This window comes from Citrobacter sp. RHBSTW-00944 (assembly GCF_013615435.1).
Classification (GTDB): domain Bacteria; phylum Pseudomonadota; class Gammaproteobacteria; order Enterobacterales; family Enterobacteriaceae; genus Citrobacter; species Citrobacter braakii.
This window is the reverse complement of the sequence record NZ_CP055418.1, coordinates 1,471,716-1,490,881: the sequence shown is the minus strand read 5'-3', so window position 1 is coordinate 1,490,881 and position 19,166 is coordinate 1,471,716. Positions and strand designations below refer to the sequence as shown.

The 19,166-nt window shown below is 46.0% G+C and carries 15 protein-coding genes; 6 read left to right on the top strand and 9 right to left on the bottom strand.

The features are described 5' to 3' along the window. Window positions 1-582 precede the first annotated feature (582 nt). Genes HV334_RS06975 through HV334_RS06960 form a run of 4 tightly spaced genes read left to right on the top strand, consistent with a single transcriptional unit; the run spans window position 583 to window position 7,521 of the window. The gene (locus HV334_RS06975; RefSeq protein WP_181221340.1) at window positions 583-2,037 is read left to right on the top strand and encodes a type I restriction-modification system subunit M; all 1,455 of its coding nucleotides are present in this window, start codon (window positions 583-585) and stop codon (window positions 2,035-2,037) included. Then, window positions 2,034-3,239 (top strand): restriction endonuclease subunit S, encoded by a 1,206-nt coding sequence (locus HV334_RS06970; protein ID WP_181221339.1) that lies wholly within the window; start codon window positions 2,034-2,036, stop codon window positions 3,237-3,239. Before HV334_RS06975 ends, HV334_RS06970 begins: the two co-directional genes overlap by 4 nt. A gap of 9 nt (window positions 3,240-3,248) precedes the next feature. Continuing rightward, on the top strand, window positions 3,249-5,102 hold the full coding sequence (locus tag HV334_RS06965; RefSeq protein ID WP_181221338.1) for a DUF262 domain-containing protein: 1,854 nt from the start codon (window positions 3,249-3,251) through the stop codon (window positions 5,100-5,102). Further along, window positions 5,095-7,521, top strand: a complete 2,427-nt coding sequence (locus HV334_RS06960) for a type I restriction endonuclease subunit R (protein ID WP_181221337.1) — start codon at window positions 5,095-5,097, stop codon at window positions 7,519-7,521. The genes HV334_RS06965 and HV334_RS06960 overlap by 8 nt, the downstream gene beginning before the upstream one ends. Window positions 7,522-7,638: 117 nt before the next feature. Here the strand turns inward: HV334_RS06960 and HV334_RS06955 are convergent, their stop codons facing one another. From HV334_RS06955 to HV334_RS06915, 9 genes are all read right to left on the bottom strand, one after another. Further along, window positions 7,639-8,238 carry a hypothetical protein gene (locus HV334_RS06955; RefSeq protein WP_181221336.1) on the bottom strand — a complete coding sequence of 200 codons (600 nt, stop codon included), beginning with the start codon at window positions 8,236-8,238 and terminating at the stop codon, window positions 7,639-7,641. Beyond that, on the bottom strand, window positions 8,238-8,582 hold the full coding sequence (locus tag HV334_RS06950) for a hypothetical protein (protein WP_181221335.1): 345 nt from the start codon (window positions 8,580-8,582) through the stop codon (window positions 8,238-8,240). Before HV334_RS06950 ends, HV334_RS06955 begins: the two co-directional genes overlap by 1 nt. An 11-nt stretch (window positions 8,583-8,593) precedes the next feature. Further along, a complete protein-coding gene (locus HV334_RS06945) occupies window positions 8,594-9,142 on the bottom strand; it encodes a recombinase family protein (protein ID WP_181221334.1) in 549 nt (182 codons plus the stop codon). 271 nt (window positions 9,143-9,413) lie between these two features. Next, a complete protein-coding gene (locus HV334_RS06940; RefSeq protein WP_249415058.1) occupies window positions 9,414-9,758 on the bottom strand; it encodes a DUF2787 family protein in 345 nt (114 codons plus the stop codon). Beyond that, on the bottom strand, window positions 9,755-10,186 hold the full coding sequence (radC, locus tag HV334_RS06935; RefSeq protein WP_181221333.1) for a DNA repair protein RadC: 432 nt from the start codon (window positions 10,184-10,186) through the stop codon (window positions 9,755-9,757). Before radC ends, HV334_RS06940 begins: the two co-directional genes overlap by 4 nt. Before the next feature lie 226 nt (window positions 10,187-10,412). Beyond that, window positions 10,413-11,120 carry a hypothetical protein gene (locus tag HV334_RS06930; RefSeq protein WP_181221332.1) on the bottom strand — a complete coding sequence of 236 codons (708 nt, stop codon included), beginning with the start codon at window positions 11,118-11,120 and terminating at the stop codon, window positions 10,413-10,415. Window positions 11,121-11,257: 137 nt separating this feature from the next. Continuing rightward, a complete protein-coding gene (locus HV334_RS06925) occupies window positions 11,258-13,882 on the bottom strand; it encodes a DUF927 domain-containing protein (protein ID WP_181221331.1) in 2,625 nt (874 codons plus the stop codon). Between the two features lie 457 nt (window positions 13,883-14,339). Beyond that, on the bottom strand, window positions 14,340-15,128 hold the full coding sequence (locus tag HV334_RS06920; RefSeq protein ID WP_181221330.1) for a hypothetical protein: 789 nt from the start codon (window positions 15,126-15,128) through the stop codon (window positions 14,340-14,342). A gap of 593 nt (window positions 15,129-15,721) precedes the next feature. Continuing rightward, window positions 15,722-17,416 (bottom strand): recombinase family protein, encoded by a 1,695-nt coding sequence (locus HV334_RS06915; RefSeq protein ID WP_181221329.1) that lies wholly within the window; start codon window positions 17,414-17,416, stop codon window positions 15,722-15,724. A gap of 227 nt (window positions 17,417-17,643) precedes the next feature. Between HV334_RS06915 and HV334_RS06910 the strand changes: the two genes are divergently transcribed. Beyond that, window positions 17,644-18,027, top strand: coding sequence for an ArsC family reductase (locus tag HV334_RS06910; RefSeq protein WP_181221328.1), 384 nt, complete (start codon window positions 17,644-17,646; stop codon window positions 18,025-18,027). A gap of 3 nt (window positions 18,028-18,030) precedes the next feature. Continuing rightward, window positions 18,031-19,158 (top strand): succinyl-diaminopimelate desuccinylase, encoded by a 1,128-nt coding sequence (gene dapE / locus HV334_RS06905; RefSeq protein ID WP_016153967.1) that lies wholly within the window; start codon window positions 18,031-18,033, stop codon window positions 19,156-19,158. Window positions 19,159-19,166: the final 8 nt, after the last annotated feature.

Sequence of the window (19,166 nt, the reverse complement as noted above, 5' to 3'; positions counted from 1 at the left end):
AAGGTTGGGAGAGAAGAGCCCGCCTGAAGCTGCACGGGTATCAGGGCAGGAAGCGACGATGAGTTTTTTCGGGGCCGACAGACCCGCCCTTCACGCTGCCAGAGCCTTATCCATTTAAAGAGCAGGTTATCATTGACGTCATGTTTCCGGGCCAGTGCGGCAATACTGCCTTCTTCTTCAAGAGCCAGCCTGACCAGTTCCATTTTGAATTCAGGGGAATAGTGTTTCCGGGGAAGTCTTTCTTTAGCGCGCATGAGGTGTCCACCTGCAAAATAAGTGGGTGCTTAAGTTACAGGATCCTGGATTCGGGACCAGACGGTACTCAGACGACGCTTACGTACAAAACTGAGTACGATGCCGTTCTGATGCCTAGCTCACCAACTTTATTGTTCGCGTCCAAGTTGAGTAAGAGCCTGTCAAATTTGTCCCTTATCACTCATGTACATCCAATAATGCTTCAAAACAACCCATGCCTGTTTATAGCGACTTCTGTAAGAGCTAGAATAGCTGCCAACTCAATCTATTAGCTGTAAGTGTCTGCTTCGGCTCGACCTTACTCCATGAATTACTCGGATACCCTTCATGTTTGATCAAGCCTTCAAAAATATTGACGATGCCCTGCACAAAGAGTCTGGCTGTAGTTCAGAACTAGATTACACCGAGCAGACCTCTTGGTTACTGTTTCTCAAGTATCTCGATGGACTGGAACAGGACAAAGAAAATGAAGCCCTGCTGGAAGGCAAAACCTACACCCCTATCCTGTCACCGCGCTATCGTTGGTCCCGCTGGGCGGCTCCTAAGGGGGCGGACGGAAAGATTGACCACAATGTTGCTTTAACAGGCGATGACCTGATTGAATTCGTAGACAAAGATTTGTTTGGCTATCTCGAGGGTTTCAAGCAACGAGCCAATGGCCCGGATACCATCGAATACAAGATTGGGGAGATCTTCAGCGAGATTAGAAACAAAATACGTAGTGGGTACACCTTAAGAGATATCATCGATTATATCGACGAGTTACGTTTTCGCTCACAGGTCGAGAAGCACGAACTCTCAGCTCTCTATGAAGAGAAAATCAAGCGGATGGGAAACGCCGGACGTAACGGTGGTGAATACTACACACCTCGCCCACTGATTCGTGCAATGATCCAGGTGGTCAAGCCACGCATTGGCGAGCGTATTTACGACGGGGCTTGTGGCTCGGCGGGCTTCTTATGCGAAGCCCACGATTACTTGTCAGCAAATCCAAATCTCACTACCGCCGATTTCGATACACTGCAAACTCGGACCTTCTACGGCAAGGAGAAGAAAAGCCTCGCCTACGTTATTGCCATTATGAACCTTATTCTGCATGGAATCGAAGCACCTAATATCCAACATACTAATACTCTGGCCGAGAATTTGGCGGATATTCAGGAAAAAGATCGGATGGAAGTAATCCTCGCCAATCCGCCATTCGGGGGCAAGGAACGCAAAGAGGTACAACAGAACTTCCCGATCCGTACCGGCGAAACGGCATTTCTGTTTTTGCAACACTTTATCAAGATGCTAAAAGTGGGCGGTCGTGCCGCCATCGTCATCAAGAACACCTTCCTTTCCAACTCAGACAATGCTTCAGTGGCACTACGTAAATTGCTTTTGGAGAGCTGCAACCTGCATACCGTGCTGGATTGCCCTAGTGGTACCTTCCAAGGTGCAGGAGTGAAAACCGTGGTGCTGTTTTTCGACAAAGGCACCACGACTAACAAAGTTTGGTTCTATCAGCTTGAGCCAGGGCGCAACTTGGGCAAAACCAATCCGTTGAATGATGAAGATCTAACGGAATTTGTGGCGTTTCAAGCACGCTTTGCTGACTCAGACAAAAGCTGGAGTCTAAATATATCTGATATCAACAGCAGCAATTATGATTTGACTGTGAAGAACCCAAATGGTGCGGAAGAACTCATACACCGCTCACCTCAGGAAATCATAGATGAAATAGCGATACTCGATGCGAAGAGTGCAAAATTATTAGCCAGCATTCGGGGGCTTTTATGAACCATATGGCAGTACCACTTAGCTCACTTTTCCAGATTGGTTCTAGCAAACGAGTATTGAAGTTCCAATGGAAAGAATGTGGAGTTCCGTTCTATCGTGGTCGAGAAGTGACACGTTTAGCATTAAATGGATCGGTCGATAATGAGCTTTTTATTTCCGAAGAACATTACAAGGAACTTGCTGCCAAATCCGGAGTACCTGAAGCTGGGGATATTATTATCACAGCGATTGGTACGATCGGTAATTCGTATATTGTTCAACCAAATGACCGGTTTTACTTTAAGGATGCCAGTATTCTTTGGATGAAGAGAAAAAGTGAGGTTAGTAGTCAATTTGTAAATTTATGGCTGAAATCACCACTATTTTTCGAGCAATTGGATCGTGGAAATGGTGCAACTGTCGATACTCTGACAATTCAGAAACTCCAGCAGGTTAAGATTAACCTTCCAACGCTATTCGAACAACAACGTATTGTTAGCCTGTTAGAACAAGCATTTGAGGGAATAGCAGCAGCCAGAGCCAACACTGAGAAAAATCGCCAGAATTCGCTCACCCTTTTTGAGAGTTATCTTCATGACATTTTTAGTCAGCAAGGGAAAGGATGGGTGGTAAAACCTCTTGCTGATTTATGCGAGCCTGCAAGAGTAATTACTTACGGTGTCATCAAGCTTGGAGATGAAACCCCAAATGGGGTGCCCTGCCTACGAACAAGTAATGTTCGTTGGCTTAATATCGAAACACAGGGAATAAAGCGAATAGCCGCAAAACTTTCTGCTGATTACGCACGAACCATACTTAAGGGTGGCGAGGTCCTGGTAAACGTTCGAGGTACCCTTGGTGGAGTTGCTGTTGTCGAACCTACAATGACAGGTTGGAATATTTCGCGAGAGGTTGCCATGGTTCCAGTAGACCCTCTTCAAATGAATCCAAACTTCCTGAGTTACCTAATTGGGTCAGGTGTTAGCCAGCAGTGGCTCGGAGGGGTGAAGAAAGGGGCTACATACGTAGGGATTAATCTCGAAGATTTGCGGCTATTACCTGTGAGTGTTCCGCCTTTAGATGAGCAAATGAAAATTGTTTCATATCTTGATCAACGTAATGCCGAAACTAAACACCTTAGTTCCCTCTACCAACGTAAAATTGACGCACTGGATGAGCTGAAACAATCTCTTCTACATCAAGCATTCAGCGGACAGCTATAAGGATTAAGCATGAGCAAAGACGACCACAAGATTGATGCGGATGACCGTTGCGTGTTTGAAGTATTGAACGAGCGAAAATACACGGTTGATTACTTCCAACGCGAGTATAGTTGGGAAAAAAAACATATTGAGCAATTGGTTACCGATCTGAGCTCTGCTTTTCTTGCCGCCTATGAGGATGGTGATGCTAGGTCTGAGGTCGAACATTATAACAATTATTACCTTGGCCCATTTGTCGTTGCCAGTAAAGATGGGGCACGCAGCATTATTGATGGACAACAGCGGCTGACATCACTCACGCTCCTGCTGATTTATCTCAACAATTTGCAAAAGCAGAACGGTGGAAAGGAGTCCATCGAGCCGATGATTTTCTCAGAAAAATACGGCGTAAAGTCTTTTAATATTCAGGTAGAAGAGCGTAAGCGCTGCCTGGAAAAACTGTTTCAGGAAGGTCAGTACGAAGTCCGGGAGGGTGATGATGAATCTACTTTCAATATGGCGGAACGATATGGCGATATCGCACTGGCTTTCCCAGAAGAGATAAAAGCTACAGCGTTCCCTTATTTTTTGGACTGGTTGAAATACAACGTAATTTTGGTAGAGATCACGGCCTATTCTGACGAAAATGCCTATACAATTTTCGAGTCGATGAATGATCGTGGCTTGAATCTAACTGCCACTGAAATGTTGAAGAGTTACATTTTATCTCGTTTGCCCGATCAAAAAAGCAGGGATAAAGCCAACTCTTTCTGGAAAGAGTCTATCCAAAACTTGCATATAGAAAGTAAAGAAGAAGATCTTCGTTTTATTCAAGCCTGGTTTCGTGGTCAATATGCAGACACGATCAGGCAGAGCAAAGCTGGCTCGTCAAATGAAGATTTCGAGAAAATAGGCACACGCTTCCATAATTGGTTTCGCGACAACATAGGTAAAGCAAAATTAAAAGCCAATTCTGTGGCAGATTTCCAAACATTCGTTCACATTGAAATGGCATTCTATTTGGATGCATATTTGAAGATATTGGAAGCGCAAAAAGAAGAAAAGCCTGGTTGGGAACAAATTTTCTACCACTATAACTGGGGTATTGCCGACTCATTAAGCTTACCATTAATGTTGGCTCCGCTCCTCTCGTCGGACAACGGCGAAACGGTCAGGCTTAAAATAAATCTCGTAGCTAAATTTCTGGAAACCTTTTCGGTGCGGCGAGCCATAAACTTTAGAAACTTTGGTGCCAGTTCAATTCGCTACACGATGTACTCGCTAGTGAAGGACATTCGTGGCAAAAGTATTGAAGAGTTGCATTCAGTCTTAGGCAACAAGATTGAAGAGATGCAAGAAAAGTGGGAAGGTATGGCTCAGTTTCGATTACACGGTCAGAACCGCTACTTCGTTAAGTTCTTGTTATCGCGTGTGACAGCATACATCGAGTCACACTCAGGTCTTAAAAGCAATTTTTCAACTTACTTCATTCAAGCTGAAAACTCAAAACCTTACGAAGTCGAGCATATTTGGGCCGATAAGTTTGAAGAACATTTCGACGAATTTGAACAGAAACATGAATTCGACACTTATCGAAACCGAATAGGAGACCTACTCCTCTTACCTCGTGGCACTAATCAATCTTACGGAGCCATGTCCTATGATGAGAAAGTCCCACACTATCTGAAAGAAAATCTGCTGGCAAAATCGTTGCATCCACAAACTTACATAAACAATCCGAATTTTTTATCTATGGCAGTAAGCCAAAAACTCAAATTTCAATCACATGAAAAATTCCGAAAAGCTGATATAGATGAACGCCAATGGTTAATCCAGCAAATTTGCGAACAGATTTGGGCATGGGAAGATAACAGTTATGAATGAAGCCGAAACTAGAGCCGAACATATAGATCCCATGCTGGTGGCTGCTGGTTGGGGTATAGTTCCTGGGAGCCGTATTCGCCGAGAATACCTCATCACCCTGGGACGACTAGAAGGTAATGGCAAACGTGGTAATGCGCTCTCCGCCGATTATGTACTGGAATATCGGAATACTAAGCTAGCCGTAATCGAGGCCAAAGCTTGGGACAAGCCACTCACCTCCGGGGTAGCACAGGCTAAAGATTACGCGAGTAAGCTTACCATCCGCTATACCTATTCCAGCAATGGGCAGGGTATCTATGCCATCGATATGGAAACAGGTAAGGAGGAAACAGTCCTCAGTTTCCCTACTCCCGATGAACTATGGCAAGCCACTTTTGTGCTGCAAAACCAGTGGTGGGATCGCTTCACTGGCGTGCCCTTTGAAGATAAAGGTGGCTATTGGCAAGGGCGTTACTATCAAGACATCGCTATAGAGCGTGTGTTACGAGCCGTAGCCGAAGGGCAAGATAGAATCTTACTCACTCTGGCTACAGGCACTGGCAAGACGTTTATCGCATTTCAGCTTGCCTGGAAGCTATTCCATAGCCGCTGGAACCTCAATGACTGGAAACAAGAGGGAGAACCAACTCGCCGCCCACGTATTCTATTTCTGGCTGACCGCAATATTCTTGCTAATCAAGCGTTCAACGACTTCTCTGCCTTCCCCGAAGATGCTTTAGTGCGAATCTCACCTGACGAGATAAGAAAAAAAGGGAAAGCACCGAAGAATGGCAATATTTTCTTCACTATCTTCCAAACGTTCATGACTGGCACAAATGCCGAGGGCAAACCATCCCCGGTATTTGGTGACTACCCGCCCGATTTCTTCGACCTTATTATTATTGATGAGTGTCATCGAGGTGGTGCCAATGATGAGGGGAACTGGCGAGACATTCTCAACTACTTTAAGCCAGCAGTACAACTTGGATTGACGGCGACTCCAAAGCGCAAAGATAACGTTGATACCTATTTTTATTTTGGCACACCTGTTTACACCTATTCCCTCAAAGAAGGGATCAACGATGGCTTCCTGACGCCATTTAGGGTGCGCCAGCACGCAACTACTTTGGATGAATATATCTATACATCCGATGATCAAGTAATTGAAGGTGAAGTGGAGCTCGGCCGGATATACACAGAGAAGGATTTTAACCACGTTATCGAAATTACACCCCGGGAACGTAAACGAATAGAAATATTCATGCAGGAGATCGATCAGAGCCAGAAGACGATAGTATTCTGTGCAACCCAAGAGCATGCATTGGCTGTTCGCGACCTTATTAATCAGGTAAAAAAAAGCAGCAATCCCAATTATTGCCACCGAGTTACGGCTGATGACGGAGCCTTGGGCGAACAGTGGCTACGAGAGTTTCAAGATAACGAGAAATCGATCCCGACAATTCTGACCACTTCACAGAAGTTGTCGACCGGGGTGAATGCTCGCAATGTGCGTAATATAGTTCTTATGCGCCCGATTAATTCAATGATTGAATTTAAGCAGATCATCGGCCGTGGAACTCGGCTATATGATGGTAAGAACTACTTTACTATCCATGATTTTGTGAAGGCCCATCACCATTTTAGTGATCCTGAATGGGACGGTGAGCCTCTGCCTCCAGAGGAATGTGAAGTCTGTAGTACCAGTCCCTGCTCATGCGAAAAGCCCGCTGCAAAGATATGTGCAGTGTGTAATCAACGCCCATGTGAATGCCTAAAGGAGCCGACATCCGAGGATCAATGTCAATTGTGTGGTCATAAACCCTGTAGCTGCAACAAAAAGGCAAAAATTAAAATCGAGCTGGCAGACGGCAAGGCCCGCAAAATACAGCATATGAGTGCAACCAGCTTCTGGCATCCGGATGGTACTCCAATGTCAGCAACAGAGTTTATGGGAAACCTTTTTGGCAAGCTCCCAGAGTTTTTTAAGGATGAGGATGAACTCCGTACTATCTGGAGTGAACCGAGTACGCGTAAGAAACTGCTCGATGGCTTGGCAGAAAAGGGATTTGGCACTGACCAATTGACTGAGATGCAGAAAGTTCTAGAGGCTGAGGAAAGTGACCTGTTTGATGTCTTGGCGTATGTAGCTTATGCCAGCGAACCATTAACCAGGCAAGAGCGAGCCATCCGAGCCGAAACAATTATCGGCAAGGCATTTGACAGCAAGCAACATACTTTCCTCAGTTTTGTACTGGGCCATTATGTTAAGGAGGGGGTTTCTGAACTGGATGAGACCAAGCTGGGACCTCTACTCAAGCTCAAATATAACAATGCTCTGGCCGATGCATTTGCCGAACTAGGCTCAGCAGAGCTGGTAAGGGACTCTTTTATTGGCTTCCAGAAGTACCTCTACCAGGGCGGTGGCAGGGAATCGTTGTAAGTGTGTTTATAACAGAATCGAAGGCAAGACTTTATCGGCATCTCATCTGAATCATGGATGAACAATAAATTATCTTTGCGCTTCGATTCTGCCCTCATCACAACCTCAAGTCATCGATCATATTTTCTGATGTAGCAGACAATTCATAACGAAACTGCCGCTCAGAGTCGCCATCAATATGAATAAGCCAGTACCTCCATTCAGGACAACCACAAACTGCCATACATCAAACGGAGACGGCCTGCCTATGCTTGCTACTGCGAAAGCTAGTATCAGCAGTATCACTGCGAAAGACATTGTGGCGATCTTATTTTTAAGCCATTTTAGCTTGTGTATGAATATGAACATGCCGTTTCCGACAAATGCAGGCCCGAATATGCTGTAGATTATCTGATAGTCGGTTTTCCAGTTCCAGAAGCCGTAGAGCAGCATGCCAGCACCAATGATGAACATCATAATGGATGCCAGCTTATATACAGCACTGAACTCATCTTCCGACTGGCTGCATTTATTTGCAATGGTGAATGCACCGCATGCACCAATAAAGCCACTGATAATAAGCCCAATGCGGGGCAGCAGAACCTGTGAGCCGAAACTGTAGCCCACGTCAGTCGTCCAGACCTGATAGCCCACGATACCTTTAGCGTAACCGATGGAAGCGAGGGCAAGCACTACGGCCAGTATTGACAGGACTTCTGGGCGATTTTTAAGTACCATTACCTGACTCCTTTACATGTATTAAGCTCGCCGTGTGGACCTATCTGCAATTCAAAGTGGTTTTGCTTACTGCCGTTCATAAACATAACTTTTGCCAGTACTGACCCATCGTAGAAAGTGATGATCGAATATTTATCGATAATGTCTGTTTTGTGTAAGCGTATTTTTCGCTCGCCATCTGGTGAGTTAATGTCGATAAAGCCTTGCTCATCTGCGTAATGAATATCAGCGGTTATGCTGTTCTCACAAATTAACTTTATATCCATTACTTTACTTTCTGCTCTTGTGGGGAAACAGATGACTATAACAAGCGATAGCACTGTTAATAGTGAAACGTGATTCATTTTGTATTCCTTTAACTTGGTTTGTTTCTGACTATTCGGTAAATACTGGTGATACCTATCCCCAACTGGCGTGAAATTGCGGGCTTACTCAGTCCTTGATCCAGCATATCCAGAACTTCCTGTGATTTGCTACGAGCCGTGGCCTTTCTGCCCTTGTACTTACCTTTTAGTTTTGCCAGCGCTATCCCCTCAGCTTGACGCTCTAGAATCATTTCTCTTTCGAACGTGGCGATTGCCCCTATCATCGTCAGCATGAGTTTTCCGGTCGGAGTAACTGTATTGATGCCAATGTTAAGAATGCTCAACGCCACCCCTTTTTTCTGGAGGTACTCAGATATTTCCAGCAGGTGGCGAGTGTTACGGGCGAGACGATCAAGTTTCGTTACCTGTACAGTGTCACCCTCACGGACAAATTCCAGCATTGCCAATAACTGAGGACGGTCATCCTTAGCGCCACTGATTATTTCCTTAAAGATTTTTTCACAGCCGGATAAGGCTGAAATTTGTACATCCAAACTTTGCCCTGTGGTGGATACCCGGGCGTAGCCAACAATAGCCATATGAACCCCCTTACCCTGCCAATAGGTATGCTACGGTGCACATGACCTGCCAAAACTCGTAATCCGCATAGTGGCAGGGATTCGTGAGGCATTGCACCGTTGTAGTGCTGGCAGATCTTTAGGGTATAACCTATCGGCAGGGGTCTATTAATGAGAGGAAATTAGAAGAAATCTTCGTCGGGTGCGTAGTGTGTAGCCATTCCCCGGAAGAAGACGGTTGCAAAGGTTGTTAAGGCCATAATCAGAGCTTCGACAAGTAACGCTTTCCAACTCATGATTTGACCTCGTAGATGCCTGCCCGATAGTAGGCTATGAAGTTTCGCTGCCAGAGCTGGAATAGCTCACGGTAACGCCAGATGTCGGTACAACCTGCATAGGCCTGAAAACCGACACCCTGACCGAAGTCGAAATCCAGTGACTTTTCCAGTTCATATCCGAAGTAGGAAAACTCGGTAACGTAATCCAACGTGTCACCAACCAGACGGATCTCAACCGGGTGGTAACCGCCTTCTGTCGAGTAATCCGGTGAACGGAAATTAAGGATGCACTCACCTGTTTTGCGGTGTTGATCCAGTATCGCGATGAAGCCACGCTGTAACGGCAGTATGCATTTCAAAGCCAGCCTCTCTCAGCGAACGAAACAGTTCGACCACCACCGACGACAACGTGATCCAGCACACGAACGTCTATCAGTTCCATCGAGTTCTTTATCCGTTCGGTAATTGTCCTGTCAGCCGCTGACGGCTCAGGATGACCCGAAGGATGGTTATGGGAGCAGATAACCGCAGCGGCGTTCAGACGAAGCGCTAGGCGGGCTATTTCACGTGGGTAGACGCTGGTGGACGCGATACTTCCGTAGAACATTTCCTTGTACTGGAGAACCTGATTCTGACTATCCAGAAAGATGACGGCAAAAACCTCTTGCTCACGTTCGCCAAGCTGGAGGGCGAGGTAGCTTTCGGTTTCTTTGGGGGATCCGAGGGACTGGTTACGGTACAGCCTTGCTGTCAACAGCTCACGGGCCTGATTGATGATATCGTGCATAGTTTTCTCCTGTGGTTGTATGCACGTTTCTTGTACCTGGGAGAGCGTTCAATATTGAATTGCTGTGAGGGTATAAGGAATATAAAAGCTTACCGATGGTGTTACTTTTGTTACGGGACGAAATTGGAGAACGTAACAGAGAAAACATTGATATGACGGCGTGTGACACATGTTACGGCTGTTACGCTGGAAAAACATCAATCGGAAAGGGCCGGAGCCCTTCATTTCAGAATGATGCTAAAGGGATGTACTGGTATGTAGCCGACTTGTTGCGGGTATCGTCAATCTCTTGGTTGAAATCTTCAATAGCGATCTTCTTGAAAACTACCTCATGAAGGACTTCATAGTTATCAACTAATTGAGTGAATGTATGAGCTCCACCATAACGGCCATCCTTAAGCGCTTTGTACAGAATGGTATTTACTGATCTGATGTTTGACGTGTTGGGGGCATCTTTTGAAGCTTTTATGAGCTTCTGTAGGACTTCCAGTGTTTTTGATTCGCCTTTGATTTTCCCCTTTTCATCATCCGTCAGAGAAATGTACGTCTGGAGTACCCTGATAAGACGTTTCATTCTTGGATTTGATTCAGCTTTGGGTTGTTTTGCAGTCCCGCTTCCGCGAGTTTTACCACTACCTGAGGATTCGCCAGTAAGGGGGTTATACGATGGAATATCTTCAGGTTTCTGCCCATTCAATTCAAACCAACCCTTTGCTGCATGCAGCCCACAGGTAAAATACCCTGTAAGTTTCGGATTCTCCCTGCTGGTGAATAAGAAAAGGTAATAATCCGTCGTTAGCGGTCCACCGTGGTAAGCCGTTTTCACCTGCCCCGGCAGCAGCACTGATCTGGTGATAGCTTCAACATCGTATAATTCATATGCCACATCTCTTACATCCTGAGATATATTGCTGTACTCCTTAGGCCAATCCATATCAATCTCCAACTTGATGTTTTTCAACGGTAACAAAAGTAACAGCGTAACATGCAGTCATATCAACGATCTCGCTGTTACGTTCACTTTTTGGTAATCGTAACAACGTAACAAAGGGGGACAGAGCCCCCTATGAATTACACTGTATATGGTGAGTCATCGCGCTGCGTTGGTACTGGCGTCTCTGGTTCATCCCCTAAAAGCTTTCCCGAAATGACATAAAACTTACGAGTACCACCGCCAGGTATCCGTTTTGTTACCGCTGCCGTATCTGATAGAAAATCATTATCACGAAGTACCTTAGCTACATTCCGATGATCTAGTCCTCGGCATAGTTCGTCCCTGAACGTGGCAGGGTATACCCAAAAATCACGCTCGGTTCTTACTCCCCAGACAGGAGCATTAGCAGCCTGCCCGAAACGCGAATCTCCCCATGTCAGCAGACGAGCCCGGACTGACTCAATGGCTAGGTTCGATTCGTGAGATCCTTCCCCACGCTCGGCAAGCCAAGCATCAAAACAAGCCTTAACCCCACGGGAGGACTCGCCTTCAGGCCATCCCGTAATATCTGAGGCTAATTCCCCTGCTGCCGCCACGAGGGCGAACCGGTTCGCTGAGCGCTTAATCTGACCATCAGCTCCCTCTGGCACATTTTGCAAGAATTCAGCCATCAGCACCTTGAGCCTGCTAGTGAATCCCGCCTTGTCAGCCGTGACCTGAGCCAGAAACGCACGAGCTGCCGTTCCATAGAAGCTCTTACTGTTACTGTTCACTGCCTCGGCAAAGCTGGCACCATCAGGGCTACCATGCAGCTCTTCGAACAAGCCCAGCCCTTTACCAGCATCTGCTGGGATATCGATGAAACGCACCTCTTGCCCGGCCTTAACCGTCTTACCTGCCTGAGCCATCAGGTTCGACAGGGAGACTTCTCCAGCCGATACGAAGATAAGCCGCCATGTTTTAATCCCCGCTGCACCTCCCGTTCTATTTGCCCTCTGCTTACTCGACCCATTTGCGACCATATAGACCGTCTGAGCCGCTTCTGCGGGGTTTTCATCTGCCATCTGACCCAATTCATCGATCACCAGCGTCGCGTCGTTATGAGCGAAGCAGACACCTTCAAGCCCGTTGGATGTAGCACGCCATGTTACAAGCTTATCCGGGGCCCCCCAGAGCGACTTACAAACCCTGAGAGCGGTCGACTTGCCCCTGCTGCTCTCACTACGGATATGAAACCCACCAGACTCCAGCGAGTTATCCAGTTCCAGCAACGGCCCGGCAAAACCAGCGGCAACCATCAGTACCAGGCGACTATTTCCCACACATTTCGCTGCAATATTCTCCTGCCAGTCCTTCAGGCTGCCTGACTGCTCATAGCCTGGGGGGGCCCCGGAGAACGACTGATAAATTACCGTCTCACTGGATGCCCCTATCGCTTCATCGGGAAGCACGTAAACATCACCGTACCAGCCCGTCTGCGATACGCTCCTGGCCCTGTCCACAGGCTGAACCGTGTAGATGTAGCTCAGAAGAGCCCTGATCTCATGGGGATCGTATTGCAAACCTCGTGAGACTAACGGCTCCAGTACAGCAGCCGGATCTTTAACTAATGCGGCTCTAGGCAGTGCATATTGATGCTCATGACTATCTGAGTCGGCAAACTTCAGTACCAATCCCCAGTCCTCGCTTGCTTTATCCCTAGATTGTGCAACGGGATACACGGCTGAGCTTATCTTTACGTTATAGCTTTCCTTCACCGACTCACGTTTCTGACACAGCCAGCCATTTGAAAAGAAATAGCTGGATGGAATACCCATCCTCGCATGAGCGATAACGGGGGATAGCTGTCTTTTCAACTCGTCCATCCCCTCCAGCAACATCAGGTCGTTGGCATCTGTTGGTTTATTCGTAGCGTCCTGAAATTCAGGGATGAACACAGATACACCTTCAAACGCTTTTGCTGCCTTTTCAGCCGCTTCTACCCCTGCATTTTTCTCCTTATATTTATCGTTATCGGCAACAATGACGATTGGTGCCTTTGTATGTAAGCGAATAGACTCGACAACTGAATATATATTCCCGCAGTCAATTGCCATAACCGATGTATATCTCGTCGCATCAAAGCAGGACGCTGCTGTGGCATACCCCTCAGCGACTAATATCGTGCTATCATCACCTTGGATAACATGGCAGGCACCTTTTTTACCGCAATCCTTAAAAAAGTATTTAGTTCCATCAGGAAAAATACGCTGAGCATTAACAAACTCACCGCCATAAGAATGAATGGGGATAATTAATGTATTTCCATCCACAAAAAGGCCATTACCTGAAACTTGCTTCCTTGATAAATAAGGATGCTGTGATGCTGGCGAGAGTGATTTTAAATTTCTTTCTAATTTAGCTCTATTATCAGCGAGAAGGCTATCCTTTTCCTGTATTCGTTTAGCCTTCAGTGCTTTCAGTTCATTATCTAGCTCCTGGAGTCTTTCTGGCAGTAATGAATGCAGGCCATCATGATCCCATATAGCGCTACCTAAATCTTCATGGTAGCTACTAATATATACCCTGAGAATCTTACCTTCCTCATTACTATATGGACTTAACCAGGCACTCGCACGCCCAGGTTTATCATAAACATCCTGACATCTGGGAAAATCCGTATCGATTGCTTTTAATTCGGCATTCTCTGCGGCAATACCATGTTCTTTTGCGAGCTGTAACGCTTCAATTAATGCATTTTCATTATGCTCTTCAATATTCATATTGACTCCTCGCATGACTTTAGCAAGGGAGAGTTGACGTTCCCCTTGCGGGTAAAGCCAATGCGATATTGTATAGTTAGTTACAGCTGAATTCGAAGTGTTCGATATCTCCGTAAGGACTCATGACAAGGCGCATGCTACAGCAGTCTCCTCCGGAGAAAAACTGATAGCAGTCGTACTCTTCGCTATATATAGCATGCCCATCTTCAACGGGACAGATACATTCAAGCAACTCGGATACGTATTCGCATTTATCTTCAACAGAGGTGAACTGGCTAAAGGTAGCAGCCCTTTGCTTGAAGCTTTCGTTGTTACATATCATTGGATTTCCTCATCTTTGCAGCAAGAGTGTCTCGCTGCGATGAGAGAAATGTTATTAGGATTAGCAGTGACATGTCGACAAAATAGAAGGGGGGATTTTCCGTAACATCAATTCCCCCTTAAAAAGCAGTTGACGTTATAGCGTTACCTTGATATGCGGTAGTTTATGTAGTTTCTGTTCAATTTTGGCTAAGATAAAATTCAGAGCATCTAATTTTTGTTGATTATTTTCTGTGGGAATGATGTCATTCATTGCAATGATAATTTCACTCAAATACCCCCTGTATTTAACCAAGCACTTAATATCTTTTTGACCATAGTTTTGGAAAAAATTATTACTTAATCCAACCATTTTTCCTTTATTAGTCAAGTCCTTTAATTTATCTCTGCTTACGTTCCCTTTTAAAAAAATGGAACTCAACTCGTCACATAAAAAGTCATTTAACGCTTCGCCCCTGAAAAACGGGTTTTTATCACCCTTCGGTCTAATTTCTTTATGCAAGGCTATTCTGAATTGGATGTAATAAATCGCATCCTCTATATTCATGTCGTCTTCTCTACTTCTTTTCTTAGGTCTCAACCCAAATAATGAATCCAGATTCTTTGGATTTTGACCTATTGCTTCTTTAAACCTTACAGATAAATACCCCCTCATCTCACTAGGCATTTTCCAGTTTTCATCAAGATATTCCGTTATTATCTCGATGACTTCTTTGTGGGTGTCAGGTGGAATAGAACTTGCGACTCTGGAATATTTAAATGGTTCATCAAAAACATATTTACCATTTTCATCCGGATCGATTCGAACTGCCCCAAGTTCATCATCGATATAAAAACAGTCCTGATTGAACTTTATTTTTTTATAAAGGAGTAGAAACTTTGATTCCAAATCATTCATGCGTTCAATTTCGTCGTCTACTGACATAAAATGTCCTTACTGTGCGGTAAAATAAAGTATGTGCTTAAATCTATTTCACATTAAAGGAGAACGAGAGCTTATGAACTATTTAAGACTAATCATTGACCGTGATAAGCATCCCATTGGTTTTAACTGTGCGATTGATGCCGACCTTGTGCTTCCGACAGTCCTCACTGAGGCCGGACTGCCCGCTTCAGGCTACCGGGGCAGCCTCACTCAGTGGCATGCCGAATCCATTATGCGTAGGTTGCTTCGGCACCTAGATGGTCAGCCTGTTACGGCGACGATCACCGACCACATACGGCGTAAAACACAGGTTTATACTTTCTGAGTCAACGGGCACGGATGCCGGTAGTGATCTCTAGGAGCTACCGATTAAGGCCGGGAGTACCCGGCTTAAAGACTCCAGTCCTTGATTCGGCGTAGGCTTAACCTTAAGATTGTCTCAATGGCTTCTACTAGTTTATCGCCATAGTTTTCACTTTCGTTCCTATTCGAGTCCGTGTGGCTAATGATGCGGTCTCAAATGCTCATCGCAACCCGGCTTTTCCAGCAGTGCGTTACTCATAACTAATACATCGAAAGAAGGTTACAAAATCTCAACATTTTTTGTTCAAATTGTCGACATTAAAATCGCCACACTCATCAAATTCGATAAGGTTCCCTTTTTCATACTCCACTCTTTCTTCTTCAATCCAGACAGGATCAACATAAGGAGCATCAGCGATAGTTTTAACACAGATATGGCCTTCAAAATCATGGACGATACTGCTCATTAATTTGGGACCAAATGCTTGCTCCAACATGAGCTCACCTTCCAAGTCTTTGATTACGGCAACCAGCCCAGTATTTTCATAAATAAATTCTATCGTGATAGCTGACTTTAGCTGGCTGTTGAACTGCTGACGCTGCTCCGTACCGATTAAATCCTCTGGACGTAGAAAGTGATTAATTGTTCTGCTAGAGAGCTCTAAGGCCATAATCTCACCTTCAATTTGCAAGATTTTTTCCTCCAGTACACGACAGGCATCCTTAGACTCTTCAAATAACATTCGGAAAATAGCATCATCATCAAAATCCAGCATGGACTGGGCTGCCTTCATTCTCTTTTTGCCTTCCGCTTCTAGCTCATTTCGTAACACAGCCAGATCGTCTTTCAGAACTGGCATTCTGCCTGTTTGCGGTTGACGTTGCTTCATAACGCTGGATAGCCTACCCAGAGCCTGTAGCAATTGTGGTTCAATTCTGTTGTATGGCAAATACGGTAACTGGCAACCCGTAACGCCTTCCATTGGGCAAACAAGATAATTACGAACCTGTCCCTTGCTACCTTTATTGTGGAAGCGCAGCAATTCGCCACACTGGCAACGGATAGCCCCACTGAACAGATTGTTATAGAGGCCTTTTCTGTAAGAGCCGCTATGGTTGCTCCTCTTATCCACAATATGTTGCACCTCTGCAAAAATTGCAGGTGAAACAATCGTTGGATAATAGCCAAAAAGTGGATCACCGTCTGGCACTCGCTTCCCTTCATAAATTCTATGAGGCTGAAATTCACCGATTACGGCCCTATTCTTAATCACTGACTGAATACCAGCAGGACGCCATGCTTTACCCTTCCCAAATGTCTTGTAATCGTTCTCGCTGAATACTTTAGCAATCTGTTGATAACCTTGGCCAGATCGAGCCATTTGGAACATCTCGTTCACAATAGCGACCCGTTCAGGGATAGGAACGATCTTGTCCCCCTCAAGCTTCAACCATGAAGGGAGGCGAGAGTTAGCTATCACTTTGTTATTTTCTCTCGCTTGTTGGCGTCCATTGGACCATGCAGCACGACTACGGCGGCTTTTCATTTCAGATTCATCATTGGCACGAGCCATATAGACAATCGAAACAATCAGCTTTGTGAAATCCACCTCACCACTGCGAAAGACCTGATTATCTGAAAGAGTGACTATCACAATGCCTTCTCTGACTATTTCCAAGAACTGCGTCAGAGCTTCTTCAATCGCCTGCCTGCTCAGCCGATCCACCGATTCAACTAAGAGATAAGAACCCCTTACGATTTCCCCACCTTTAACTGCATCGATGAAGCGACCCAGTGCACCATCAGTACGGTTGCTACCACGAAAAGCACTAACTCCAAAGTCCTCAATGGTCTTGTCATCCAACACGAGATTGTGAGTCGTGCAGTAGTCCCGAGCCTGCTGAAGTTGGCGGCGATAGCTATCCCCCTGGGCCTGTTTAGGGGTACTGAAACGAACGTAGGAATAAGCTTTAGCACTTCTCACAACTGCTCCTTTCTGAATATTCAGACTGGCAAACAACAACGACAGAAAACTAAGATGAGCTAACGCTATCAATGAACGGCTCTTTTAACAATATATGAACTCATTATTTTTTACCGCGAATACAAAAATCGGTAACATTTTGATTATCATCGAATATTCTTGTGGTGTTAATGGATTATGAACATCTGTATGCTACAGGCCTAACCAAATTGCATAGGTAAAACAACATGACAGACCGTTCTGAACCGACACTTATCATGTATGGCCTTTCTCCTAAAGTATGCGATACGATTAAAAAAGCCAGACGCTGGCTGGAAGACAATGGGGTCGACTACCGCTTCCATGATTATCGCGTCGACGGCCTGGACAACGCGTTATTACACGCCTTTATCAGCGAATTAGGTTGGGAGGCGCTGCTCAATACACGTGGAACCACCTGGCGCAAACTGGATGAAGCCACACGTAACCAAATCACCGATGCGTCCTCTGCTGCTGCATTGATGATTGAAATGCCTGCAATTATCAAACGCCCATTGCTCTGCGCGCCGGGTAAGCCTATGCTGCTTGGCTTTAGTGAATCCAGTTATACGCAGTTTTTTAATGAGGTATAGTCTATGTCGTGCCCGGTTATTGAGCTGACACAGCAGCTTATTCGCCGTCCTTCCCTGAGCCCGGATGATGCCGGGTGCCAGGCGTTAATGATTGAACGCCTGCGCGCGGTAGGTTTTACCGTTGAGCGTATGGATTTTGGTGACACACAGAATTTTTGGGCATGGCGCGGCAAAGGTGAGACTCTGGCATTTGCCGGTCACACTGACGTAGTGCCTGTCGGCGATGTCGATCGTTGGATTAATCCACCGTTCGAACCGACCATTCGCGATGGCATGTTGTTCGGGCGTGGCGCAGCCGATATGAAAGGCTCACTGGCGGCAATGGTCGTGGCCGCAGAACGTTTTGTCGCCCAGCATCCGAACCATCAGGGTCGTCTGGCGTTTTTGATAACCTCTGACGAAGAGGCCAGCGCCCAAAACGGCACCGTAAAAGTGGTTGAAGCACTTATGGCACGCAATGAACGACTGGATTATTGTCTGGTTGGCGAGCCGTCCAGCACGGAAATCGTTGGTGACGTGGTGAAAAATGGGCGTCGTGGTTCACTGACCTGCAATCTGACCATTCACGGCGTGCAGGGCCACGTAGCCTACCCGCATCTGGCCGATAACCCGGTACACCGCGCGGCGCCAATGCTCAATGAACTGGTGGCGATTGAGTGGGATCAGGGCAACGAATTCTTCCCGGCTACCAGCATGCAGATTGCCAATATTCAGGCAGGAACCGGCAGCAACAATGTTATTCCCGGCGAACTGTTTATCCAGTTCAACTTCCGTTTCAGCACCGAATTAAACGATGAAATGATTAAGTCCCGGGTGCTGGAACTGCTGGAGAAACATCAGTTGCGTTATACCGTCGACTGGTGGCTTTCCGGTCAGCCGTTCCTGACCGCACGCGGTAAACTGGTGGATGCGGTGGTGAACGCCATTGAGCACTATAATGAGATTAAACCGCAGTTACTGACTACAGGCGGGACGTCCGACGGGCGTTTTATTGCCCGCATGGGGGCACAGGTAGTAGAACTGGGGCCGGTCAACGCGACCATTCATAAAATTAATGAATGTGTTAATGCCGCCGACCTGCAACTGCTTGCCCGTATGTATCAACGTATCATGGAGCAACTCGTCGCCTGATGAGTGTT